Source organism: Bacillus cereus group sp. BfR-BA-01356 (genome assembly GCF_022663635.1).
Taxonomy (GTDB): domain Bacteria; phylum Bacillota; class Bacilli; order Bacillales; family Bacillaceae_G; genus Bacillus_A; species Bacillus_A cereus.
This window is the reverse complement of the sequence record NZ_JAKUFX010000011.1, coordinates 34,380-59,425: the sequence shown is the minus strand read 5'-3', so window position 1 is coordinate 59,425 and position 25,046 is coordinate 34,380. Positions and strand designations below refer to the sequence as shown.

The following is a 25,046-nucleotide window of genomic DNA, read 5'->3' as shown; positions in this document are numbered from 1 at the left end:
TGATTATATAGTATATTATTGGAAACTGCAATATCGGTTGTTATGATTTTACTATATTAATATTATACATAGGGAAAAGTCTGTTAATGCAGGGGAATTTATACTGCTTTTAGAAGTTTACAGTAGGTATATTTATAAAAATTTGAAGGTGATATTCCATGAATCGGACAGATCGTTTATTAGCTATATTAATTGAATTACAAAGAAGACAAACTGTTACAGCACAAAGCTTGGCTAAAAAATTCGAAACTAGTATAAGAACTATTTATCGAGATATGGATGCACTTAACGAATCGGGTGTTCCTATTTATTCAATGCCTGGCTACGGCTATTCATTAATGGATGGTTATTTCTTACCACCCATTCAGCTTACGCCTGAAGAGGCTGTTACTCTTTTATTAGGCGGTGATTATATCGAGAAAACTTTCACTTCTTCTTTTTCTGTACATGCACGATCAGCAAAAGAGAAACTTGAAATTGTTCTCCCTGCTGATCAACAAAAGAAAGCCCGGGAATTACGAGGAACTTTTCGTTTTCTTTCTCCTATATTTTCGCAGCAACAACCTGAACAAAAAAAACTTGAAAACCAACTGATTCTGTTGCAAGAATCTATACAAAAAGAACAAGCTGTCTCTTTTTCTTATCGTAAACCGAGGGAAAATACAAAAATGCAGCGGACCGTCCATCCTTACGGCTTAGTCAATATTTCGGGAATTTGGTACATCGTTGCACATTGCTTACTTCGAAAACAAATACGCAATTTTCGTTTAGATCGTATGGATACGTTACAGCAAGAACAAGAATTCTTTACAAAGCCAAAAGACTTTTCTTTACAAAACTATAAACCTGAAAGCAATCGGACTGTTACGGTTCATTTACTATTTCCATCACATATTGCGCATAAGATTATTGAATCCCGCTACTTTTTTATAGATTCATACGAGCATAGAGATAGCAGTTTTCACGTTTTTTTGAAATCAAGAAACATAGACGAAGTATTTCAGTGGGTATTGAGCTGGGGAAGCCAAGTGAAAGTACTTGAGCCAAAAATTCTTTCTGAGAAAATTCGTGATGAAGCAAAAAAAATGTTAAAACTTTAATTTCACTACTGACATAATGTTGTCAGTAGCCATCCTTTATATTAGGTATTAACAAATACATTTTTATAAAAAGGAGTTAACACTATGAAGAAATTTGAGGAGTTAGCAACGTATTACATAGAGGAATTAGAAAAGTACTCTATAGAGCAATTTAGGATGAAGCCTTCTAGTGAGGAATGGTCTCTTGGTCAAATGTATAATCATTTAATTGCCTCCACATACATGCAGTTAAATGCAATCACAAAATGTAAAATAGAAACACCATCAATAACTAACATAAAAACAGAGATGGGTGAAAAAGTATATAAACTTGGTGCTTTCCCAAATATACAAATTAAAGTACCAAATCATCCTGGATATACACCTGAAAATCCAGCCACCAAAGAAGAAATGCAGAAACAATTTCTAGAATTAATTACAATTGTAAAAAATACAGAGCTAACACTTTCTTCTATTCCAAGTGATTGTAAAGTCGAACATCCTGGGCTTGGTTACTTAAATGCAATAGAATGGTTTCAACTTATTTCTATGCATTTTGCTCATCATCTTCGTCAGAAAGAAAGATTGGAACTTAAGATTCGCTAAATTTTAACATTTTCACTAAAAAGAGACTGCCAATATTGGCAGTCTCTTCACTAAAATATGTACCGCCTATACAATTACTCATAAATTCCCACTTTCTATCAATAGAATACTTCTCTTTTTTATTCAATATAAAACCCCATCAATACGTCATCTCCATATGATCCATCTTCATATTTAATTTGCTTTCGTTGTCTACCTTCTTCTACAAAGCCCATACGTTTGTACACTTTAATTACCCGATCATTAACAGAAACTACACCTAAACAAATTTTTTCTAAACCTTTCTGCCCTTTCGCCCATCTAATAAGAAATTCAATTAATTTCGTGCCTATGCCTTGATTACAATACGCCTCTTTAATCCCCATTCCCATTGTGCCTGCGTGTTGTAACCGTTCTAGTTCATATCGGTTGAAAATTAAAAAGCCAACTACCTTCCCATCTACTTCATACACGATATAAAGATTACCTTTCTCATTACTTTTCCGTATCTTTTCTCTTTCTGCATTCATATCATTCGGTAACTTCTTTGGGGATACTATGAAAAATTTTGTAGTAGTTTCCGATAATATAATTTCTTTTCTAATATTCATAATTGCTTCTGCATCAGTCTCTTTTACTAACCGTATCATTGAATCACCTCGTACTTTTTCTTTTTAAAAATAATATTACAACTATAAAACGGCCAATATGCAATATTACATATTGAGAATCTTTTTACTCTTGATAAAATATTCATATATTAAAATAAAAGGAATGTATACAATGAATCCAATCTTAACATCTGCAAAACAACTATTACATAAAGAAGAAAAAATTTTATCTACTTTAAAATGTTCACTTACTAGCTATACGATTACGCATAAAGTCCCGTATCCTGGCATGTTACTTGCTACTAATCAAAGACTTCTCTTTTTTAGCCAATATAAAAATACATTCATTGCCGAATTTGATTATGAAGAAATTCTATCCATAGAAACGAAGAGAAGAATCTTTGACAAAAAAATAATATTTTACTATGAAGATGAATATATAACGCTTGGATACATTACAAGTTCGAATGTTGAAGCGTTCATAGACTTACTACAAAGAAACAGCAAGACTAGCACAGGCTTATAATCAGCGGGGATCCCCTCGCTGATTCATTATTTTAACTCCTCCCACTTCTTCCAAACTTCTCTCCCGTTTATACAGTACATATTATCCTCTCTATTCATAAACCCCTGTACAATAAATTCACGTCTAATTGTACAAAAATCATCATAATATTGTTTTATGAATGTATTCATTTCTTTTTCCGTATACTGATTTTCTGGATTTAATTTGCTGATTAAATGCTCTAACAATACTAGTTTTTTTCTTCTTTTGACCTGGAATCGATTTTAGACGGTCCTCTTTATCAAAAAAGTTACGAATGGTCGTATCCCTAAATTTCATTTCACTTTCAGTCATTTTGTTGTCCTCCATCGATTTTTATGTACTAAAACTCTTTATTTGTCTTTACCGTTTTTCTTCATTCTTTTACTAATAACATCCATAAAGTAATACCCACTAATTAGCACATAGTAAACTACAAGTATTCCTAGTGCATCTTTCATATTTATATATTTTTCTTTATGAAACAAGATAGGTGAAAGGGCGTAAACAAGAAAGATGATTAGCGGATTTAAGATAAAATAATAAGTAAGATTTCCTTTCATCATACCAGCCCCTCTACTCTATGTTTCTCTGTAAATTGTTGTAATTCCTGTCCTTTTATTTAGCTATACATGAAATATGATGAAATTAAGGAGAAAAAGGGATACAAAACAACCATTACATTATGAAGAAAATATTTTATCCACTTTAAGTACAGTTGTACAACTTTCTTACAACTGTATTTCTTTTTCATTTTTACTCCTCTCATCTACACTTATCTTAATGTATTTATTACTTTTACGTCTGTAACTTTTTATTCAAATTAATAAATTCATTATGGTAAATTATGTTATAATTTAATTATACATACTTTGGAGGGGAAATAGTGAAAAAAGCTATTATCGTATTCAGCATCCTATATCTTATTTTAACCGTACATACAGGAGCTGTTCTTTTAGGAAAAAAGGATTATAAAGGGACTATCAATACATTAAAGAAAACAAAGGAAACCACTTCCTTTCAATCTGCAAAAGACGGTGTGATTTTATTAAAAGGAACATTAACTACCGCGCAACCTATTACAGAGGAAAAACTTCAAAATAAAGAATTCGCACTCCTTGAAATTAATACATATAAACGACGAAAAGCAAATTGGATAAACATTAATACTGAGCAGCATATTGCAAAGCAACTCTTACTAAACAATGAGACTCTTCCTGCATTAAAAGAAATCCGCTTCTCAATGGAACCAATTACACTGTCAGGCAAAGATATTTCTGCCGAAGACTATTCACTAAAAAAGGATGATACCCAATTAACAATTAAAGGTAAAGGATACCGATACACCGGAATAGAAAACAAATCAGACGTTCTTATTTTTGGCATAAAAAAAGGAGATACACTTGAAGGTTATAGTGGCTCTGAAATTCTAATAGGAAAAACAAAAGAGGACATTTCCAGCAACATGAAACTATATACTTTTGCTGAAAAATATGGTCCATTTGTTTGGATTGTAGCTACAATTATCCTTATAAGTATTGCTATATACTTCTTCCGTAAAAATAGAAAAACAAATGAAATTTCTCAGCCTATAAAGTGAAACTTTAATCAGTAGGTGTTTTGTTCAGCCTCACTGATTATTAGCCCACACTAATCAGGCGTTTATTGGCAGTCTATCTCCCACCTAACTTCTTTTCTCTAACCAAATTTTGAGGTGGGAGCCTTACTGCCCACAAATAGCGTGATAAAAAAAGACCAATAAAAAAGGCACCATTTCGGTACCTTTTTTATGTTCCTTATTTACGCTTCAACCGATTGATTTTCAGCAATATTTCTAAATTGTCGTTTATGCATCCAAGTTAATGAAGCGATTGTTCCAAGTGATAATACAACGATGAAGATCATAAGCATTCCAATGTTTTGCCACATGAAGTTAAAGTCTCCGCTTGATACGACTGCCTTCAATCCAGATACAGAGTATGTCATCGGTAACCAAGCATTGAATGGTTGTAAAAACTTCGGAATCAATTCTAGTGGGAATGTTCCGGCACTCGTTGTAAGCTGAATAATTAATGTGATGATGGCGATGAAACGTCCTGCATCACCAAATGCTGTTACTAAACATTGAATTAATGCGATAAACGCTAAGCTTGTAACGATGCTAAAGAGTATGAAATACGGAATACTTTGTACTTCTACACCTAATCCGAACAGTAATATAACATCTGCTACTACAGCTTGAATAATACCGACTGATAGTAATACGCCGAACTTACTAATAAACCAACTAAACCCTGATTTTGGAACGCCGACTGTATCGCGTAATGGGTATACGATCGATAATAATAATGCCCCAACGAATAAACCGAGTGATAAGAAATACGGCGTAAATCCAGTTCCGTAGTTAGGAACTTCCGCCATTTTCTCTGTCTTCACTTTTACAGGACTTGCAAACATATCGTACGTTTTATCAGTTCCTTTTACTTCACCAGTTTTCTCTGCCCCTTCGCCAAGCTTCTCAGCAAGTTCACCTGAACCGTCGTTTACTTTTACGAGGCCATCTGTTACTTTGCCTGATCCGTCTGCTAGTTTATTTACTCCATCGATTAGCTGGGTTGAGCCTGTTGACATTTTATTTAGACCACCATTTAGATCGCCCAGACCTGTTGTTACTTGATTTGAGCCATCTGCTAATTGATTTACGCCACCTGCCATTTGGTTTGCCCCTACAGATAATGTTCCTAAACCACCTGTTACTTGACCAGACCCATCTGCTAATTTGGATACTCCTACAGATAATGTTCCTAAACCGCCTGTTACTTGACCAGATCCATCTGCTAATTTGGATACTCCTACAGATAATGTTCCTAAACCACCTGTTACTTGACCAGACCCATCTGCTAATTGATTTACTCCTGCAGATAATTGACCTAATCCTGCTGTCACTTTTCCAGAGCCGCTTTGTAATTGCGTTACGCCATCAATTAATTGAACTGATCCATCTTTTAATTTATCGGCACCTATTTTTGCATTATCTAACCCCTCACCAAATCCATGAAACTTACTAACAAATTCATTTTGTGCATTCGTTAGTTTCTGAATACCACCTGCTAGAATTTTCATCCCTTCTGGATTTGGTAATTTGTTTTGCAGTCCATTTGTTGTTTGATGTATTTCGCCTTTTACTTGTTTTACTTCTTCATTTAATTTATTTGTTCCACCTGCTACTCCGGTAGCTTTTTGCTGAACTGTCCCTGTACTTTTTACAGCACTTGCTATGAATGGTTGTAACTGCTCTTGATATTCTTTTGGTAAACTTTCAATTTGCTTTTGTAAATTTACTACCTCTTGCGCTGCATTTTTTGCATCTCCTGCTGTTGATTGCGTAAGTTCATTTAACTGATTTACATTCGCCCCAGCCGCATCTATTTTCTCATTTACTGTATTCAATATAGAAGGAATTTTCGACTGTATTTCCTCTAAGCCTGCAGCAGACTTTTGTACGTTACTATTTAAATCTTGTAATCCCTTTTGAATTCCTTGAGACCCTTTTTCTAATTGATTTTGTCCTTCAACAAGTTCTCCTATACCATTTGATAGATCAGTTGTTCCTGTTTTTAATTCACCGGATTTACTTACTAATTGGTTCAAACCACCGGTCACTTTCTCAGATCCATCACGTAATTCACCTGTTTTGCTATTTAACGTATTTAAACCGTCTGTTACTTTGCCCGAGCCGTCTACTAATTTCCCTATACCTGTATTACTATTTAATGCATGTAAACCATCTGTTACTTTGCCTGATCCATCTACTAGTTTCCCAATACCTGCATTGCTATTTAATACATGTAAACCATCTGTTACTTTGCCTGATCCATCTACTAATTTCCCAATACCTATCTGCATTTCACCGGTTTTGTTATTTAGCGTATTTAAACCATCTGTTACTTTGCCTGATCCATCTACTAACTTATTAGATCCATCTGCTAGTTTCCCTACTCCATCCTTCATCTCCCCAGACTTCCCTTGAAGTGTATGAAGGCCATCCGTCACTTTACTTGAACCATCATGCAGCTCACTTGATCCGTCGTGTAGTTTACTTGCTCCTTCCGCCCCATCTGCTAATCCTTTTGAGACGTCTTGAATGGAATCAAACATTTTCTCTGCATATGTTTTCGTTAACGTGCTTGATACTTCAGTTTTAATCTTTTCAATGGCTGTTCCTCCAATTTGTGAAGATAAGAAGTTTAAACTTTCGTTTGGAATGTACTCTAAGTTTAATGGCTTTGGATTGTCTTTTAGTAACGTTGTAGCGTTACTTGAGAAGTCATCTGGAATGCGCACTAACATGTAATACTTTCTACCTTCCATTCCTTTCTTTGCTTCTTTTTCACTTACGAACTCCCATTTAAAACTTTTATTATCTTTTAAATTATCAACGAGCCCTTTTCCGACCTCAATTGGTTTCCCATCAAATACTGCGCCTTTATCTAAATTGACTACTGCAACTGGTAAGTCATCTAACTGTTTATACGGATCCCAAAAGGCCCACAAAAACATCCCTGCATATAAAATCGGTACGAATAAGACCGCAATAATTGGAATTAATATTTTTTTACTTTTTATAATTTCCGTGAACTCTTTCCGAAGTAACTGATTCCCTTTCATAATTTCTCCCCCTTTTATAAAATGACCAAAATGTTCATATAGTCATTTTTACCCAAACAAAAAGGCTATACTTGTTCATACATATGCCTTATTCCCGAATTTATTACTATGCAACTTTTTCTCATTATGATTATATTTTTTCTATATCCCCCCTTAACTTAAATATATGACCACATTGTCCATTCGGTCATTTTTTTATAAAATTAAAAGGATTATCTTAGTTTGACAATCCTTTTAGTAAATACAGTTCAAATAACTCTGCAATTTTTTCTTTTTCTAGCGGTTCATGATTTTTTTCCCAATCAAAAATAAGCGATACATATAGACGAAGCATAATAAATGCTGTAATTTCTGGATCACATTTGCTAATTTCACCTTTTTCAATCGCAATCTTTAAATACGATTGAATAACAGAAACGATTTCCACATCAACTTGCTGCATAACTTCTTGTACTTCTTTCGTTCCCATATCGCGCTCTTCTTGAATTAATTTAATCATGAGCTGATGTTCTTTTCTAAATTCCAAGATGCTATATAATGCTCTATGTACATTTTCAAAAAATGAAACATCTGAACGAATTGCACTTTCTGCAACTTGCTTCATTTCTGTAATTAAATTAGAAATAATTTCGCCAAATAGCTCTTCTTTATTTTTGAAAAAAGTATAAATCGTTCCTTTTCCTACATTCGCTAACTTCGCTACTTGATCCATCGTTGTTGCTTTATAACCGAACGCTGAAAAAGACTTTGTTGCAGCTTCAATAATAGAACGTTTTCGATCTATCGCCACATCTTCACCTCCAAAAATGACCAATTGGATAATATAGTCAATCAGTACATCTTTGATATTACCACACGCTTACATTCTATACAAGTTCTCTTTTTATTATTTCCAGTATAAAAGATTTCAGTCAAGTTATATCATACTTTCCATAGTTTATCAGAAGAAAAGAGAAAAGGAAAAGATGTTCTAGAGATATACATCTTAAGAACACCTTTTTGCTATTTCAACATAGAAAGCATAATTTTCTCTAATTCTTCTTTATTTACATTCTTATCGAATACTGCTTCTCCTTGGTTCTCTAAACTATGATTAATAATAACGATTTGGTATGCACTATTTTTCCCTTTTGCTGGAACAATCATCTTCATACCTTGTAAATTACTATCCGAGTGATGAGTAGCATAGAATATTTGATTCCCTTCTAGTTCGTACTGTTCTATATTTTCAGGCACTACAAACTGGTGGCTAAATGGGTCTTTGCTTTCCCCAAAAACTTGCGATTGAGAAATTGTATAATTTCCTTTTCCGTTCGTATATTCTAATTCAATAGTGAATTCCGGCTTTATCTTAAGATAATAATTCACCCTTTCGTCTTTTTGGGTATATCCTTTAATTGTATAAGTTGGCCTCTTAATTTGGAAATCAACATGTTGCTGCACTTCTTCAACTGTATATGTTAAATACTTCCCTACCTTATCCTCATAAGGAGTTGTTTTATTACGAATTTCTTTTAATTTTTCACGATTTTCTGTACTTAAGCGCTCTTCTTTCACCTCTTTTATATCCCCTTGGAAATTTTTGGGTAAGTTTAATCTAACTAATCCTTTTTTCTCGATCTGTAATACCTCTTTATATAACTGCACATAATTCTCAAACTCTTCCTTTGTTAAAGCTTTTTCAGCATGATATAAAAAGGCTGTTCGGTTTTCATATTGCCAGTTTGACATTCCCCACTCTTTTCTCGCCTTTTCCTCTGTACCAAATAATGTATCTACAGCATTTTGGAAAGCATCCTTTGATTGCTCTACTTTATCCTCTTGCTTTTCTTTTCCTTCCGTTGTACGTGCGTTGAATAAAGAAAGGGATGCTATAGCAGCTATAGCAATAATCCCAAGTAAAGAAAGACGATACGATTTCTTTTGGAATTTTTTAATCATAATGATTCTCCTTTTTAGTGTTCGTTTATTTCTACTTAAATTTGCTAGGCTTGGTACTTGATAGGAATAGTGTTGTAGAAGGGTAATAATTGTATGTCCGTATGCAATTTGCTCCTCTTTATCTATAAAAGTAAGTGCATATGCATCACAGGCTAATTCTTGATCTTCTCGCATACAAAAATAGGCGTACCAAAGAATCGGATTGAACCAATTTAATAGGATTAAACTGTACATAATCCAATTTACAGCTACATCGTTTCTCTTAATATGAGCTAACTCATGGTAAAAGACATATTGTAATTGTTGTTTATTTAATACTTTCATATGTTTTTTTGATAGTAATACTTTCGGACGAAAGAAACTAAACACAGTTGGGCTCGCAATCTTTCCCGCTAGACGTAACGAAACTGCCTTCTTCATTTTCATAGACTGCTTACAGCGATTAAACACTGTAGTGACCTGTTCGTCCGTAATATCCGGTTGTTTCTTTATGTAAGAATATAAACGTCTATTTGTAAGAAACGTGATGGCTGCTAATATGATTACCCCAGCTAGCCACACATACAAAGCAAGTTTGTATAAAGAAAATGTAGTCTGTTTTTCCGAACTGACTTTTACTTCCGGTTCGCTAGTTTTTGTCACCATTTTAGAATTTGATTCCAATTCCACTTTTCGGTCACTTTCTATGTTCACTATATTCTCAGTAGCCGGCATATTTTTTGGAATAACTTCCGATACGCTAGAACTATAAGAAAGTAATGAGTAAATGCTATAAGAGCTATCTGGCGACCACGGTAAAAGGAGTCTTATCATTAATACGATCCACAGCATATATTGCCACCGGGGGGATAATTTATTTCTAAATAGAACTTTTATACATAAAATAAATCCGACTAATATGCTAGCCATAAGTGACGTTTCTATAAGCCAATCAAAAAAATGAGGAAGGTATACATTTATAAGCGTGTTTATCATTTTTATCGATCCTTCCTCTTATTCTCCTCTGTCTTCTCATCTAAAATGCGTTTTAATTCATTAATATCTTCTGAAGATAATTTCTCCTCTTTTAAGAAATTAACAAGTAATGGCTTAAACGCTGCACCGCAAAAACGTTTTAGTAAAGATTTCGTTTCCACTTGCAAATAATTATGTTGTGATACTAACGGGTAATAAGCGTACATACGCCCTTTATCTTGATGGTAAGAAACGGCTTCCTTTTGCACTAATCGATTAATTAATGTGCGGATTGTTTTCGGTTTCCAGTCCATTGCATCTTCCAGTTCTTCTATAATTTCATTCGCTGTTTGCGGAGAACTCGACCAAAGTACTTTCATAATTTCTAATTCCGCTTCAGATATTTTAGGTAATTGATTTGTCATCGTATGTTTCACTCCTAAGTATTACATTTGTAATCTATAATTAAGATTACAAATGTAATACTTAATTGTCAACCATATTTTAGAAAAATTAATTTCAGCTAAACCTTACTTACCAACAACAAATTTCCTCTTTTTCAAATAATCAAATAAAAAAACAAGAAAATCTTTACAATTAATAGTAATATAGAAAATAGACAAGTTTATCAAAACAGTGGAGGCTTTTTCAGTCATGATGCGTGCACTTCGTTTAAATATAAAGCAAGCTTTTTGTAATCGTGTTTCTTTAATTATTATGTTTAGTGGATTTGTTCTTATTTGTATTTATCATTATTATTATGTAATTCGTTATTTAGGAGACGCTGCGAATGGACCTATATCGACGGATATTAAATGGATTGGATTTCGTGGAAATGAAATGGATGTTTATTTATTATTAATGCCAGTTATTGCAAGTCTTCCCTTTAGTACAAGTTATAACTCGGATAAGTCCGATGGTTTTAAACCGTTTGTCAGTAAAGAAATTTCTTTATTTTCTTATTCAGTAACGAAATATATCGTTACATTTTTTTGCGGCGGACTTCTTTATACATTTCCATTCATCTTATCGTTATTATTTTGCAAATTAACCATTCCAGACGGAGTACCAACGGCTGGTTCAGGCATTATAAATGATAACGGGATGTTCGCAAACTTATATGAAACTTCTCCCATCACTTACATTGCTGTATATATCGGAATTAATTTTTTATTTGCAGGTCTGATGGCTCTTTTAGGACTTGCTGCATCTGCATGGTCCCAAAAGGACTATATGGCGCTTCTATTTCCATTTGCAACTACCTCTATTCCTTACGTCCTGCTAAATACGGTACTCCCTACAATAGGTGGAGCGCCTATTCATTTATATGATCCAAGGCAGCCGCTGCATGGCATGTCACCATATATTTTGACAATACAATGTGCCTTCTTCCTCCTCGTTAGCTTAATCATGTATATACAAGGAGTAAAACGTGATAGAAAAAAATATAGAAGAAGGTTGCAAAAAAGAGAGCGGTGTAGAAAGGCGTTTCAAGTATAATAAAACCCTAATTTCCTTACTATATTGGAAATTAGGGTTTTATTTACTATTCACTTACGGTGTACCTGCCAATCCCCATAAAATAACAACCGCTACAAAATAAATCGCTTTAATCGCTACTACTAAACATAATGAAACAATTGCATATTTACTTAATTCTCTTCTTGCACCTATTAAAGTGAAAATAACCGCCAAACTAAATGTTATATAAGAAGCTGCTGTATGTATTAAGTTATACGTAATATCTAGATTGCTTATAAGTCCTGTTATATCAGCTACAAACTGAAGCATGACGATCGTACTAAAAAAAATTGCAAACTGATTCATTACCTTTCCATTTATTTGTAACTGCATTGTTGTCCTCCTTTTTAAAAACTAAATATTCAATCAATTTTATCATTAGATTACAAAAAAAGGAATCATCTCTTTATACTATTCTATAAAGATGCAAAAAAAGAACGCTTAGTCACCTAAGCGTTCCTTTCTTTAAGAAGCTTTCTTCAAATCAATTTGAGCAAGTACTGGGTCATGGTCGCTTACACGTCCGTGCTCTTTCATTATATTTGAGTTTAAGTGCACTGGATCTACAATTGTGTGTGGTGCGATATTATTTGTTACTAAAATATGATCTAACACTTGTGCATTTCCTTCGTGAATGTACGTGTAACGATTCTCTTTTGGCACTGTGTTTAACATATCTTTTAAGATTGTTCCCTCTAGTGTTTTTAGTGGTTTAGAGAATTCGAAATCGTTCATATCACCTAACACGACAACTGGTGCATTCGTATTCTTTTTCTGAATTCCTTGCACGAAATGATTTACTTCTTGTGCTAACTGAATTCGTTTGTCTTCACTTTTTAATACGAGCGGCTGCACTTTTCCAAATGGCGTTGCATCTCCTAGTTTTGAGTTTAAGTGATTTGCAACGACAACAATGTTTTGTCCTTGGAACGTAAATTCTACCGCTAACGGTTTACGTGTACTTTCAAATAATGGATTTTCGTCTCCAATACGAACAACATTTTTATCAAGTAACTTTGGTACCGTCGCTAATTTCACGCGTGATGGATTGTAGAAGAAGCCGACGCGAATATTCGCTCCTGGTGCTCCTCCGTCTTGATTATTGTTTGGAGCGATTTCTACATACTCATACTTCGGTCCACGAATTTCTAGCACTGCATCAATGATACGTTTTGCGCTTAATGACGCATCTGTTGTACCGTCATTAATTGATCCGTTATTATCTTGCATTTCCTCTACACCGATAATATCTGGCATTTTTAAGTTGTATTTAATAGAATACGCTAACGCTTTTACCTTTTCATCTGTTGTTTCTTTTTTATTCGCTGAGAAGTTTTCAATGTTATATGTAGCAACCGTTAACTTATCAAGACGTGGCTGAATATTTGCGCCTACTTGCTTAAATCCACCATCCACTACAGCTGGCAGTTCTGTTATTGGCGAAATACGGAAAGAACCGTAATCATATCCTACTACCCCTGTTATATCTCCAGTGAAAGTTCTCCTACTTTTGCTACATAATCGCGAGGTACTTTTACAGAAAGACGCTCTGGGTTTAATTGGTTTTCATCTAATAGAGGTGTGCCATATTGTGTTACTATTTTATCTCCACCATTTTTTACTGTTACATATAAATTTCCATTTTTCTGAGGTGCAATAATTTTTGGTGTTGGCATCGTAACACGCATGCCTTCTATACTTTCATAAAAGTCGATTGCATCTTCATTTGGATCAAATAAACCGAATGCATCATTATCAATAATCTGGTCCGGGATTTTCACACCGTTTTCCCCAAGTACAATCGGTGCTGGCAAAGATTGATCTTTTGCGATTACAGCAACGCGACTCGCCTTAATTTCTGTCGTCGTTAAGTCTGTTTCAAATCGCTCTGCATATCCTGGTCCAACATATTCTTCTACTACTCCATCAACTTGAATAAGATCTCCTACTGCTACATTCGCATCTTTTTTATATACGTACATACCTTCTGAAGTAGCTGGATCATTATCTGGCTGATTGTCTTCTATATAAAAGCCGTTTTTATCAAGCGCTGTGACAACGCCTTCCACATTGTTTACTTTCTTCCCGTTGTAAGGAGACATATGTGATTTTCCTTGAATGTCATGAATACGAACTGGTTCATTATTTACGATAATAAATGAAAATGTCGAAATTGCTGAAGAAGTAAGTCCTTCTTTTTCTGCGATTGCTTTCACTACACTATTTTCATTCACTATAATTTGTCCATTATAAAGAACACTTTTATTAGTAGGATTAGAGCCATCTAACGTATAGTAAATCGTTGCACCTTCTGTATTCGTCGTTAATGTTACCGCTGTTCCTTTAGCAACTTCTCCACCGTTCGGTGAAGCTACTACATCGCTAACACGGTTTTGTCCTTCACCTTGAAACTTATAAGCTGTTACTGATTTTAAACCTGGGTTACTAAAATATAATTCAAGAGTCCCAGTCAAACTAACTTTCTTCCCGATATTTTCAGGGTGATCTTTTACATTCACTGCCGTTCTCACATCACCTTTTGGCAACTGAACGGGCATGATTTTGTCTGGATTCGTTTCGTTTGGCGAATCTGCAATTGCTACGTTTGTATCATCAAACTTAGCTGGATCCTTCGTATATTTAGAAGAACTTTGCGTATATCCGACAATATATCCTTCCACAATCCCCTTCGTTTTCCCTTGCTGCTTAAATACTTGAATTGCTTTTTCTACTGACATAGAAGCAGTTTCTTCTGCTTGCGCTAAAGTTCCAGTAAATGAAAGCAATAGCAAGAATGATAAAAAGACACTTAACAATTTCTTCACAGCCATTTTCCTCTCCCTATTTCATATTTTCTCAGCATTTCTATCATAACAAATGATTCGTTATATAGAACTATTTTTCGACAAATTTTACAAAAGATTTATTTAATTTACAAGCTTTCAAACTATAATACAAAATAATAATTTTACACCTTCTACAAATGCACTCTATAATGTTAGAGAGAGAAAACAGAAAATATCGACATTTGATTGGCATGTAAAATGGATTCATTTGAATAGGAGTGATTGGATGGAAGTGCAAACAGAAACATACCGCGCAGCTATGAATGGAACATTAGAACGTCATTTTTCAGATATGATTGCTGTTATACCAACTAGAATTACAATTGAGCAGTTAAAACAACGGCTAGAAAATATCGCTACTAAAGTTGATGAGTTAAAAATTGTTTATAGTGATGAGACAAGCCTTATTGTTGAGTTACATATGGATGAAACAATCATACCGTATGAACTGCATATTGATGAGGCGAATGACCCAGAAGAATATAAAATGTACAATAGACAAGATTCTACAATTGTAGATCGTAATTTTGAAGATGCGGCTTTCGGTACTGAAATTTTCACTCGTACGCTATTTGTAGGCGATGTACTCGACTGCTTTTTCCAGCAAATACAATTTTTATGGAACCTCGCCCCAGATTTGTTATTTGTAATCGATTCAAGTGCAGCAATGAAAGTGATATCTAGAAACTATATTGAATATCACGTTGAAAATGAATTATTACCTGACATTCCTGACTTATACGTTATTCATTCCGTTTATGAAGACGATAAAGAAGGCGAGCCTACGCAATATTGGTTTCATACACACGGCCTTTTAAGAGCGGGCGTAACTGAAATAGAGTTAATTATTCCAAATCGCATTTCTTCCTACTACGGCATTGGCGATCTCTTTCAAACATTTGCTAATAATGCCGTTGAGAATGGACAAGTCCCTATGAATGAGCCTATCGTTATCGCGCATAGTCAGCAAGGTTCTATACATACAGTCGCTGTTCCGTGGGAGAAAGGATTATCTTATATAGGGCATAAAACGAGTATGGACCAATTATCTTCAATCGAGGATGAAGAAGTGAAATTACAGCCAATAGATGCACAAAATACATTCTTAGGCGGAATGGATGCCCGAGATGAATACCATCAATCTCCATCCGTTCTCTTATTCAAATTTAATACTTCAGAAGAATATATTGAAAGTTTTTTCAAAGAAAACGAGGAAGCTACAGGGCTCATGTTCTATAAAACAAATAGTGAAACCGATCGTATGGCTTATAATGCGAAAAATACTTTCGGGTATTTCAGCAACATTTTTCAAATTGAAAAATCCAATGAAGAGTTTCGTTTTCTCGCTAAGTTTGGTGTTTCCTATGAAGAGGGTAAAAGCGAACATATGTGGTTTGAAATGCAACATATTACAGAAGACCTGATTCAAGGAATACTCATCAATGAACCATATTTTATAGAAGATATGAGTGAAGGAAATAGTTATCATTTAGATTTTGATAACTTAACAGATTGGGTTATTTATGCAGGAGATGCTGTTATAAAGCCAAATAACTTATATATGTTTATTGGCGAATAAGTATTTTATATAATAAACGAAACGCCTTCAATATGATTGAAGGCGTTTCTTATAATTTATTGTGCGATTAATTCAGCATCTATTACTTTCTCCAAATGAGATAATACACGCTTTGCAGCTTCCTCACCTTGATTCATACAGTCTGGAAGTCCAGCACCAGCATAGGAGCTACCTGCCAAGTATATACCTGGCAACTCTTTCTCCATAAATGTTGTGAGCTTTTTCATTCGCTCGTTATGGCCCACTGTATATTGAGGCATCGCTTCTTTCCAGCGACTTACGATTGTAAACTCTGGATCCTCTGTAATATCCATCGTCTTCCTTAAATCTTCTAGTACGAGCTGAACGAGTTCTTCTTCAGTTTGTTCTACAACCGCTTCATCACCAGCACGTCCAACGTAACAGCGAAGGAGTGTTTTTCCTTCTGGCGTTGTATGTGGCCATTTTTTATGCGTCCACGTACATGCTGTAATGGTGTAATCGCTATTTCGTGATACGACAAATCCTGTACCATTAATATCGCGCTGGATTGCAGACTTTTGGAAAGCAAGTGCCACATTCGCAACGGATGTGGATGGAATATTACGGAAGAAACGAAACTGCTTGTACTGAGCAAACATGGACGGCAATACTTTATGCGAAGTTGCCACTACGATGGCGTCCGCTTCTATTTCTTTTCCGTTACTAAGAGTAATCGTATAACCATCACCCTGTTTCGCAACTTTTTCAATGCGAGTTCCCTTTATTATCGTACCTTCATGCATCTTTGCTTCGAGAGATTTTACGATAGATTCTAAACCTGTTTTCACTGTTTGGAACATTCCCTTTTTCGGTTCAGCTTTCTCTTCTTTCGGAGCGAGCGTACGCATACCGAGTGAAATACTGCGATGTTTCTGCTCAATTTGATACATTTGCGGGAATGTTGACATTAAGCTCATTTCATCAATATCCCCTGCATAAATACCCGATAGTAACGGCTCTATTAAGTTTTCAACCACTTCGTTTCCAAGACGATGTCTGAAAAATTGTCCGAGTGATTGGTCAGATACTGGCTTTGACCTCGGCATTAATAGATCAAAGCCAGCTCTTAGTTTACCAATTGGGGAGAACAGCCCGGAAAATAGAAACGGCGTAATTTGCGTTGGAATTCCCATCATTGATCCATTCGGCATTTTATGTAACCGATTGTTTACAAGGATAAATGATTGACCGGCTTGATTATTTACAAGTTCATCGCCAAGACCTAATTCTTTCACTAATCTAGCTGCACTTTCTTTTCGTGCTAAGAAAGAATCTGGTCCGCGCTCAATTGTAAATCCATCTTTTCGAACGGTTTGAATTTTTCCGCCAAGTTTACCCGATGCTTCTATAAGTAATGTATCAATCGGCAAGTTTTTTTCATGAATATTTTTTTGTAAGTTATACATTGCTGTTAATCCAGTGATGCCTCCGCCGACGATCACAACTTTTTTCCTCAAGCAGGCTCCTCCTTTCTTCTTACAGTACAGATTCTTTTTTCTTTAATACAACATCTGTTAAACAATCAATAAATGCCTCCGATGCATTTGGCATTTCTGGACGATAATATTTTGCACCAATTTCATCCGTTACAACTTTACACTCAAAGTCGTTGTCATATAAAACTTCTAAATGTTCCGCAACAAATCCAACTGGTGCATATACGAATGAAGTATAACCGTGCTTTTCATTTAGTTCTCTCGTTAAATCTTGTACATCTGGACCAATCCAAGGATCTGGTGTGTTTCCTGCACTTTGCCAGCCTACTGCATAGTTTGCTACTTCAGCTCCGCGCGCGATATAATCCGCTGTTTCATTTAATTGATCTGGATATGGATCGCCCATTGCAATAATTTTCTCTGGTAAGCTATGTGCAGATACGATTAATACTGCTTTTTCACGCTCTGCATCTGACATACCGTTATATATACCTTTCACTGCATCAACCCAGTACTGGATGAATTTCGGCTCTTTATACCAGCTATCAATGCCGTGAATTGTTAAGTTTCCAAGTTTCTCAGCTTCTTCTTGTGCTCGTCCAACGTACGATTTCACGCTAAACGTAGAATAGTGAGGTGCAAGAACAAGTGCGATTGCATCTTGTATTCCGTCGTTATGCATATCTTTCACCGCATCTTCAATAAACGGTTCAATATGTTTTAAGCCAAGATACATATGGTACTCTACTTCATCTTGTACTTCATTTAAACGCTTCTCTAACTTCTTAGCTTGCTCTAATGTAATAGTAGCTAAAGGAGAAATACCACCAATTGCACGGTAACGCTCTGTTAAATCTTCCAGCATTTCAGGACTTGGCTTTCTTCCTCTGCGAATATGTGTATAGTAACGTTCAATATCTTCTTCTTTATATGGCGTTCCGTATGCCATTACAAGCAAACCAATTTTCTTTTTCATACAGCAATGCTCCTTTACTTCGCTAACTGCCCTTTAGAGTATTCATGAATAAATGTAGTTAAACGTTTTAATGTATCTGGATTTACTTCTGGGAATACACCGTGACCTAGGTTAAAGATATAACCCGGCTGTTTCATCCCTTGATCTAAAATACCTTTTACATGTTCTTCAATAACAGACCATGGTGCAAGTAAGAATGAAGGGTCCATATTACCTTGTACCGCCTTATGAACGCCCCGTGCACGTGCTTCTTCAATCGGTAAGCGCCAATCTAAGCCGACTACATCAAGCGGTAAGTCGTGCCACTCATTCACTAAGTGTGCAGCTCCTACGCCGTGCATAATCATTGGAACACCCATCTTACGAACTTCTGCAAAAATACGCTCCATTGCTGGTTTAATAAATACGCGATAATCCGCTACATTTACTGTTCCAACCCAAGAATCGAAAATTTGAACTGCTTTTGCTCCTGCGTTAATTTGCGCTTTTAAATATGTAATAACCATATCTGCTAGTTTATCCATTAAAGCAAACCAAGCTTTTGGCTCTGCATACATGAACGCTTTCGTATTATGGTAGTTACGAGATGGACCGCCTTCAATCATATAGCTCGCTAATGTAAATGGAGCTCCTGAAAAACCGATTAACGGTACGTCTAACATTTCTGTCGTTAATAAACGAATTGTATCTAGTATGTACGGTACGTCATCTTCTGGATTGATTTCCCCTAGTTTTTCTACGTCTTGTAAAGAACGGATTGGGTTATCAATAACTGGGCCAATACCTGATTTAATTTCTACATCCACACCAATTGCAGGTAGTGGTGACATAATATCTTTATAAAGAATTGCTGCGTCTACGTTATACTGATCAACCGGCAATTTTGTAACGTAAGCACATAACTCTGGATTGTGTGTAATTTCAAATAAAGAATACTTTTCTTTAATCTTTCTATATTCCGGCTGTGAACGACCTGCTTGACGCATATACCATGCTGGTACATAATCGGTACGTTCCCCCCTACATGCTTTTAAAAATGTCTCATTTATAGTTCTTACCAAGACCCTTGCTCCCTTCCTTACCAATGCTTCGAATACGTTCGATATTTATCTTTTTTTACTATACAGCTTGTAAAAACAAAATGCATAATATTATGTACGTTGTTCATTAAATTGACACAAACATTCTTAAAAACGCTTACTATTTTCACAACATTCTTATTATAACACAGAGAAAAACTATGGTTTAGCTACTTTTGACTTTTCTCCTTCACGATTCGTTTGTGTATTATATGGTACAACGTAAAAGCTCGGTTTTGAAAATATGTTAACGAACTTTTCCTCATATTCCCCAGCACCATTTACAGTGCTAACATGCGTATGAATTCCGTTCTCCACTCTATAGATTCGGTACATAATTCTGTTATCTGGAAGTGGCGTCCAGCTTAATTTTGCTTTAAATAAACCGAAAGGGCTAAATGATAATTTCATTTTTACATCTTCAATTTTGCGCAGCCGAATCGGAGCGCTGATTGTTTCCACACCTTCAGGCTTCATAAACTTCTCTTTATGTTCTACATTAGACTTCGTTAAAATTTTCTTAAACAATTTTGTCGCAGATGCACTTTCTCCTTGCAACTGATGCTCCTTATCCGTACGGTCATAACCAATCCAAACAGCGCCTACTAAGTTCGGTGTATAACCAACGAACCACATATCTCTTGCTCCCTTATCGTCATTTGGCAATGAAGTTGTACCCGTTTTTCCAGCTAACGCACCGTTATATACACCAACTCTCGCTGTTCCTTCCTTCACAACTCCTTCTAACATTTTCGTCATATACCATGCTGTCTGCTTCGAGAAGATTTTTGTCTCTACTTTTGGAGATTCCCCAATGACTGCACCGTGTCTATTTAATACTTTATCAATAACGTGCGGCTCGATAATATTTCCATTTGCTAAAAATGAACGATACATTTTTACAAGATCAAATGTTGAAACGCCATTTTTCAATCCGCCAAGCGCTGTACTTAAACCAGCATCTGCAATATGAACATTTCCTTTTTCTAAATATTGCTTTCCTTCTTCTACCCCTAACTCATTTAATAAAGAAACTGCCGGTACATTTGCCGACTCTAAAATCGCATCATACATCGTCATTTCTTTTGAATACTCATGATTATAATTTCGAGGTTCATACCCTTCAAAAGAATTTCTTTCGTTCGTTAATAAAGAATACGGATTATACTTTTTCGTTTCTAGTGCTGGTGCATAAACGATAAGTGGTTTTAAAACAGATCCAGGCTGCCTTTTGGCAAAAACACGATTAAATCCTCTCGGGACGTACTTTCTTCCCCCAATCGCCGCTTTAATCCCTCCCGTACGATTATCCATTAATAAGAAAGCACCTTGCGCCCCCTCTTCTTTCCCAGGGAAATTCCTTGCATCTTGAAACTGGTTATATGCTACCTTTTGAATCTTTTCATCCATAGGTACGACAAACGTATATCCTCCGCGAAGTACTTCTTGATGAGACAACCCGTATAAACGAGCTGCTTCATCTATGACCATATCAATATACGGCATATATGCGAGCTCATTCTCATCTAAGTTTTTATAAAGAGCAATTGTTTTCCCTTGATAACGTACACTTTCTTCTGCAGTCAGATAGCCTTGTTTATGCATAAGTGACAATACGAGATCGCGGCGCTCCTTACTTTTCTCTGGAGAGAAATACGGTGAATATCCGTTTGGCGACTTCGGAAGACCTGCAAGCATTGCCCCTTCTTCTACTGTTAAATCCTCTACATTTTTATTAAAATATAACTTTGCTGCCGCTTGAATGCCGTAAGCCCCATGACCAAAATAAATATGATTCATATACATTTCAAGAATTTGTTGCTTCGTATATTTTTGCTCTAATTGAAGAGAAATTGCGACTTCCTTCAATTTGCGCGTAAATGTTTTTTCACGAGTTAAAAAGACGTTTTTAGCGAGTTGCTGCGTAATGGTACTACCGCCCTCTACCTTCTCTCTAGCTAACGTATCTTTATAAAGAGCACGGAATATAGACGGATAATCAATCCCTTGATGCTCATAAAAACGAGAATCTTCCACCGCAACAAACGCCTGCTGCACATACTTCGGAATTTGCTCGATTGGTACGAGCTCTCTATTTTCTACGTATAATTTCGTAATTTCTTTCCCTTTCTGGTCAACGATACGTGATGAAGAGTGGAAAACGAGCTGCTTTTCATCCATCATATAGCCACCAGCTAACACGATAAGTTTATAGATTACAATCGCTACTACGAACGTTGCGACGCCGCCTAATAAAGTCCACTTTACTTTCTTCATACATCGTCCTTCTTTCCAAATGATGGTACATTTATTATTTGAAAAAGAAGTATCTTTATGTATATAATCTTCGAAGTTTTTTAAGAGAGTTGATATAATAGAAACAAACTATTAAGGGGGCATTAAAATGAAGGCTATTATTTCATACGAAACACCTCTAGAACAAGCACATTTCACTGCAAAAAATGATGAAAAAAATATGTTTTATAAAGAAAATACAGAAGAATCTGTAGAAGGCTCACTTCAGTATGACGTACTAGATGCTGTCGGTGAATTTAAAGGACAACCTGGCTATATCGTTTGTAACAACATTTCTGTCACAGACGAAGGTCGCCCAGTATTCGAAAACCGCTTTAAAAACCGCGCAGGCCTTATTGAAAACGAACCAGGATTCCAAGCGATCCGTGTTCTACGCCCATTAAGTAACGATACATACGTCATCTTAACGATGTGGGAAACAGAGCAAAACTTTAAAGACTGGACAGAATCACGTTCATTCGAAAACGCTCATAAAAAACGTCCCACGCAAGCAGAAGGACAAGCTCCAGCGCATCCACATGCGGAACAGCAAAAGAGTATTTTCTCTCGTCCATCTTTTGTGACTACTTTTGATGTGTTAGTTTAATTAAAACATAATACAACACTAACAGTACGTGAAATTATATTAACGATTTTCCGAATATATCTATCATATCTTTGAATATATCAACGATTTTCCGAATATATCTATCACATCTTGAAATATATCAACGATTTTCCGAATATATCTATCATATCTTGAAATATATCAACGATTCGACTAAAGATATCAATTTAATGACAAAAAGGAAACACCATTACACACCGGTGTTTCCTTTTTCTTTGTACCAATTATATATACGAAGTGAATCTTTTTTTCTCATATGCTTTACTTCATAACCCCGCCCGGCTACCGCTACAAGAGTTGTACATAATTCATCTTTTCTTTGAAAATACGATTGATTATAACCTACTGCTTGAACATGTCTTCTTCGCATTATTCCTGTATATTTCGAAAAATTACGATATACAACCGTTAGTTGATTTTCTCTTAATTCATAACCGCCACTTTTATATCTAGCATACGCAAGTAACGAAAACACGATAAATAACGGTAAAATAACAAACAACGCAATATATTGTTTAAAATATATACTCACGCTGGCAATTAGAACTGTGAGTATGATACTTATTAACCAGCCCACAATGAAATAACGACGCAACGCTGTTTTTGGTAAGTGAACGATCTCCGCTTCGATTTCATATGGTAACTCTAAATATGTGATCAGGTGCTGTACATCTTTTTTCTTCATAAATGGATGCAACATTACTCCGTTACTTGCTGCTCCAATACTTTGAATTGCTTCCACTTCAACAGCACAATAGCCAAACGGCTGGCGAAGCATACCTTCTTTTACAGTAATCGCTTGAATGCGGTGCAATTTTAAGACAAACTCTTTCTTTTCAAATAATCCTTGAACGATACGAATCTCTTCCCCTTTTCGCTCAATTTTAAAGTTTGCATATTTCAACACATATCCAGCCGTGGAAATAATCCACGAAATTGCCATTAAAATTAATGCAATTACAATTAGTTTATAAACACCGTTTCCCATCACATACGCTTCTACTTTACTTGTGAATCCTTCAGGAAGAACAAAATCAAACTTTGTGTAAAGAAGTACTAGTCCAGAGAACACTAGTCCGAACCGACCAGATGTAATCGCTGCGGCTAAAACCTCTTTCGCTGTTAACTGATAAACCGTCTTGCTTTCTTCCTCTTCTATTTCTTCTTTTACAGTAGTTTCTTTCTTATGTAATAAAGAAATTAAATGTTTTGCCTCGTCTTCTTTAATACCAGCCAACATCACTTCTGGTTCATTACCACCACCGGCTACTTCTATATTTAACTTCATAAGTCCGAGCATTTGATAAATGATGTTAGAAGACGTACTAATATTTTGTACACGCTCTTTATTTAAATAGCTTTCCTTCTTTACAAAAACACCGTGCTTTATATGTAAAATATTATTCTCAATCCAGTACACTTTAAAATACCATTTAATTGCTGAAAAAATAGCCATGATGAATAAAACAACCAGAAGAAAAAGATAAAATAAATACCAAGGTTCCACTTGTTCATCAGGTTTAAATAAAACAAGAATAATAAGTGGCAACAAACTCGCAATCCTAATACCTAACAATATCGTAATCGGATGTTGCCTCTTATACATCCTTATCACTCACTTTCGCAAGTTCTCCAATTTGTCTTTTCAGCTGTTCTGCTTCTTCTGTCGTTAAACCTGGAATACTATGAGAAGTTGCGGCTGTTGAAATATGTAATTCTGCTAAATTATACTTTCTCATGATCGGCCCTTGCTCAATCGTTACGTGCTGCACACGGATCATCGGAATAAGTACGCGTTTTACAACGAACATTCCCTTTTGAATCTCAATCTCTTCTTCATTTAATCTGTAACTATAATAGCGCTGACGTAAATTTGGAAACACAAAATAATCAAGTGGAATAAATGTAATAGCTCCTGTTACTAATAGTCCAAACAACCAGCCCCACCAGTTAAAGTTAATCATAAAAAAGAAATACGCAATTACGACTGTTAGTATAACTGCCGTCCCAATTAAAGCGTGAATTCGCCACACTTTCAGCATATTAGAATGAATCTCCCTTTCTAACGGCTGCATCTCATCACTCCAATTCTATGAATTTATTACTTATATATTATCAAAAAATAAGATTTCATATACATTTTTGTAAATTTATAGTCAAATAAAAATAGTTGAATCAAAAGTATATTAAAGAAACACACACCTCAGTTTTGAAAATTATGTATTATAAATATGAATTATATTGAACTAAAATAAACCTTACATGATTCATGTAAGGTTTATC

20 protein-coding genes and 2 pseudogenes are annotated in these 25,046 nt (G+C 35.3%); 7 read left to right on the top strand and 15 right to left on the bottom strand.

The window, feature by feature from the left end; all coding sequences use genetic code 11:
- Positions 1-158: 158 nt before the first annotated feature.
- Positions 159-1,100, top strand: coding sequence for a helix-turn-helix transcriptional regulator (locus MR168_RS06650; RefSeq protein ID WP_049107262.1), 942 nt, complete (start codon positions 159-161; stop codon positions 1,098-1,100).
- Between the two features lie 84 nt (positions 1,101-1,184).
- Positions 1,185-1,685: a DinB family protein gene (locus MR168_RS06645; protein WP_049107261.1), complete on the top strand. Its 501-nt coding sequence runs from the start codon at positions 1,185-1,187 to the stop codon at positions 1,683-1,685.
- A 119-nt stretch (positions 1,686-1,804) separates the two neighbouring features.
- Here the strand turns inward: MR168_RS06645 and MR168_RS06640 are convergent, their stop codons facing one another.
- Entirely contained in the window at positions 1,805-2,314 is a 510-nt protein-coding gene (locus tag MR168_RS06640) for a GNAT family N-acetyltransferase (RefSeq protein ID WP_086412774.1), read from the bottom strand.
- Positions 2,315-2,447: 133 nt separating this feature from the next.
- Here MR168_RS06640 and MR168_RS06635 point away from each other — a divergent pair, with 133 nt between their 5' ends.
- A complete protein-coding gene (locus MR168_RS06635; RefSeq protein WP_086412773.1) occupies positions 2,448-2,801 on the top strand; it encodes a PH domain-containing protein in 354 nt (117 codons plus the stop codon).
- A 26-nt stretch (positions 2,802-2,827) separates the two neighbouring features.
- Here MR168_RS06635 and MR168_RS06630 read toward each other — a convergent pair.
- Positions 2,828-3,134: pseudogene (locus MR168_RS06630) on the bottom strand (DUF2087 domain-containing protein).
- Between the two features lie 38 nt (positions 3,135-3,172).
- Positions 3,173-3,385, bottom strand: a complete 213-nt coding sequence (locus tag MR168_RS06625; protein ID WP_071723796.1) for a hypothetical protein — start codon at positions 3,383-3,385, stop codon at positions 3,173-3,175.
- A 320-nt stretch (positions 3,386-3,705) separates the two neighbouring features.
- Here MR168_RS06625 and MR168_RS06620 point away from each other — a divergent pair, with 320 nt between their 5' ends.
- The gene (locus tag MR168_RS06620; protein WP_086412772.1) at positions 3,706-4,419 is read left to right on the top strand and encodes a hypothetical protein; all 714 of its coding nucleotides are present in this window, start codon (positions 3,706-3,708) and stop codon (positions 4,417-4,419) included.
- Positions 4,420-4,619: 200 nt separating this feature from the next.
- Here the strand turns inward: MR168_RS06620 and MR168_RS06615 are convergent, their stop codons facing one another.
- The 4 genes from MR168_RS06615 to MR168_RS06600 all read right to left on the bottom strand — a co-directional run bounded on the left by MR168_RS06615 (position 4,620) and on the right by MR168_RS06600 (position 10,807).
- Positions 4,620-7,487 (bottom strand): YhgE/Pip domain-containing protein, encoded by a 2,868-nt coding sequence (locus MR168_RS06615; RefSeq protein WP_086412771.1) that lies wholly within the window; start codon positions 7,485-7,487, stop codon positions 4,620-4,622.
- 217 nt (positions 7,488-7,704) lie between these two features.
- A complete protein-coding gene (locus MR168_RS06610; RefSeq protein WP_000963381.1) occupies positions 7,705-8,277 on the bottom strand; it encodes a TetR/AcrR family transcriptional regulator in 573 nt (190 codons plus the stop codon).
- Positions 8,278-8,489: 212 nt separating this feature from the next.
- Positions 8,490-10,403 (bottom strand): M56 family metallopeptidase, encoded by a 1,914-nt coding sequence (locus tag MR168_RS06605; protein ID WP_086412770.1) that lies wholly within the window; start codon positions 10,401-10,403, stop codon positions 8,490-8,492.
- 2 nt (positions 10,404-10,405) lie between these two features.
- Positions 10,406-10,807, bottom strand: a complete 402-nt coding sequence (locus MR168_RS06600) for a BlaI/MecI/CopY family transcriptional regulator (protein ID WP_000184510.1) — start codon at positions 10,805-10,807, stop codon at positions 10,406-10,408.
- Between the two features lie 229 nt (positions 10,808-11,036).
- Between MR168_RS06600 and MR168_RS06595 the strand changes: the two genes are divergently transcribed.
- Positions 11,037-11,882, top strand: a complete 846-nt coding sequence (locus MR168_RS06595; RefSeq protein ID WP_000984146.1) for a membrane protein — start codon at positions 11,037-11,039, stop codon at positions 11,880-11,882.
- Between the two features lie 54 nt (positions 11,883-11,936).
- Here MR168_RS06595 and MR168_RS06590 read toward each other — a convergent pair whose 3' ends face one another.
- Both MR168_RS06590 and MR168_RS06585 read right to left on the bottom strand, forming a co-directional pair.
- Positions 11,937-12,236 carry a hypothetical protein gene (locus MR168_RS06590; protein ID WP_001176847.1) on the bottom strand — a complete coding sequence of 100 codons (300 nt, stop codon included), beginning with the start codon at positions 12,234-12,236 and terminating at the stop codon, positions 11,937-11,939.
- A gap of 132 nt (positions 12,237-12,368) precedes the next feature.
- Positions 12,369-14,734 (bottom strand): annotated as a pseudogene (locus tag MR168_RS06585) (DUF6359 domain-containing protein).
- A gap of 241 nt (positions 14,735-14,975) precedes the next feature.
- On the opposite strand from MR168_RS06585, the gene MR168_RS06580 reads away from it, so the two are divergent.
- A complete protein-coding gene (locus tag MR168_RS06580) occupies positions 14,976-16,328 on the top strand; it encodes a DUF4026 domain-containing protein (RefSeq protein WP_000453705.1) in 1,353 nt (450 codons plus the stop codon).
- A gap of 56 nt (positions 16,329-16,384) precedes the next feature.
- Here MR168_RS06580 and hemY read toward each other — a convergent pair whose 3' ends face one another.
- The 4 genes from hemY to MR168_RS06560 all read right to left on the bottom strand — a co-directional run bounded on the left by hemY (position 16,385) and on the right by MR168_RS06560 (position 22,117).
- Complete coding sequence (gene hemY, locus MR168_RS06575; RefSeq protein WP_001228101.1) at positions 16,385-17,806, bottom strand: protoporphyrinogen oxidase; 1,422 nt, start codon at positions 17,804-17,806, stop codon at positions 16,385-16,387.
- A gap of 19 nt (positions 17,807-17,825) precedes the next feature.
- On the bottom strand, positions 17,826-18,761 hold the full coding sequence (gene hemH, locus MR168_RS06570; RefSeq protein ID WP_000726779.1) for a ferrochelatase: 936 nt from the start codon (positions 18,759-18,761) through the stop codon (positions 17,826-17,828).
- A 14-nt stretch (positions 18,762-18,775) separates the two neighbouring features.
- Positions 18,776-19,822, bottom strand: coding sequence for a uroporphyrinogen decarboxylase (hemE, locus tag MR168_RS06565; protein ID WP_000252605.1), 1,047 nt, complete (start codon positions 19,820-19,822; stop codon positions 18,776-18,778).
- Positions 19,823-19,999: 177 nt separating this feature from the next.
- Positions 20,000-22,117, bottom strand: a complete 2,118-nt coding sequence (locus MR168_RS06560; RefSeq protein WP_086412768.1) for a transglycosylase domain-containing protein — start codon at positions 22,115-22,117, stop codon at positions 20,000-20,002.
- A gap of 127 nt (positions 22,118-22,244) precedes the next feature.
- On the opposite strand from MR168_RS06560, the gene hmoB reads away from it, so the two are divergent.
- Positions 22,245-22,742, top strand: coding sequence for a heme-degrading monooxygenase HmoB (gene hmoB / locus MR168_RS06555; protein WP_000644062.1), 498 nt, complete (start codon positions 22,245-22,247; stop codon positions 22,740-22,742).
- A 211-nt stretch (positions 22,743-22,953) separates the two neighbouring features.
- Here hmoB and MR168_RS06550 read toward each other — a convergent pair whose 3' ends face one another.
- Both MR168_RS06550 and MR168_RS06545 read right to left on the bottom strand, forming a co-directional pair.
- On the bottom strand, positions 22,954-24,369 hold the full coding sequence (locus MR168_RS06550) for a PH domain-containing protein (protein ID WP_086412767.1): 1,416 nt from the start codon (positions 24,367-24,369) through the stop codon (positions 22,954-22,956).
- The gene (locus MR168_RS06545) at positions 24,362-24,838 is read right to left on the bottom strand and encodes a PH domain-containing protein (protein ID WP_086412766.1); all 477 of its coding nucleotides are present in this window, start codon (positions 24,836-24,838) and stop codon (positions 24,362-24,364) included. Before MR168_RS06545 ends, MR168_RS06550 begins: the two co-directional genes overlap by 8 nt.
- Between the last annotated feature and the right edge of the window lie 208 nt (positions 24,839-25,046).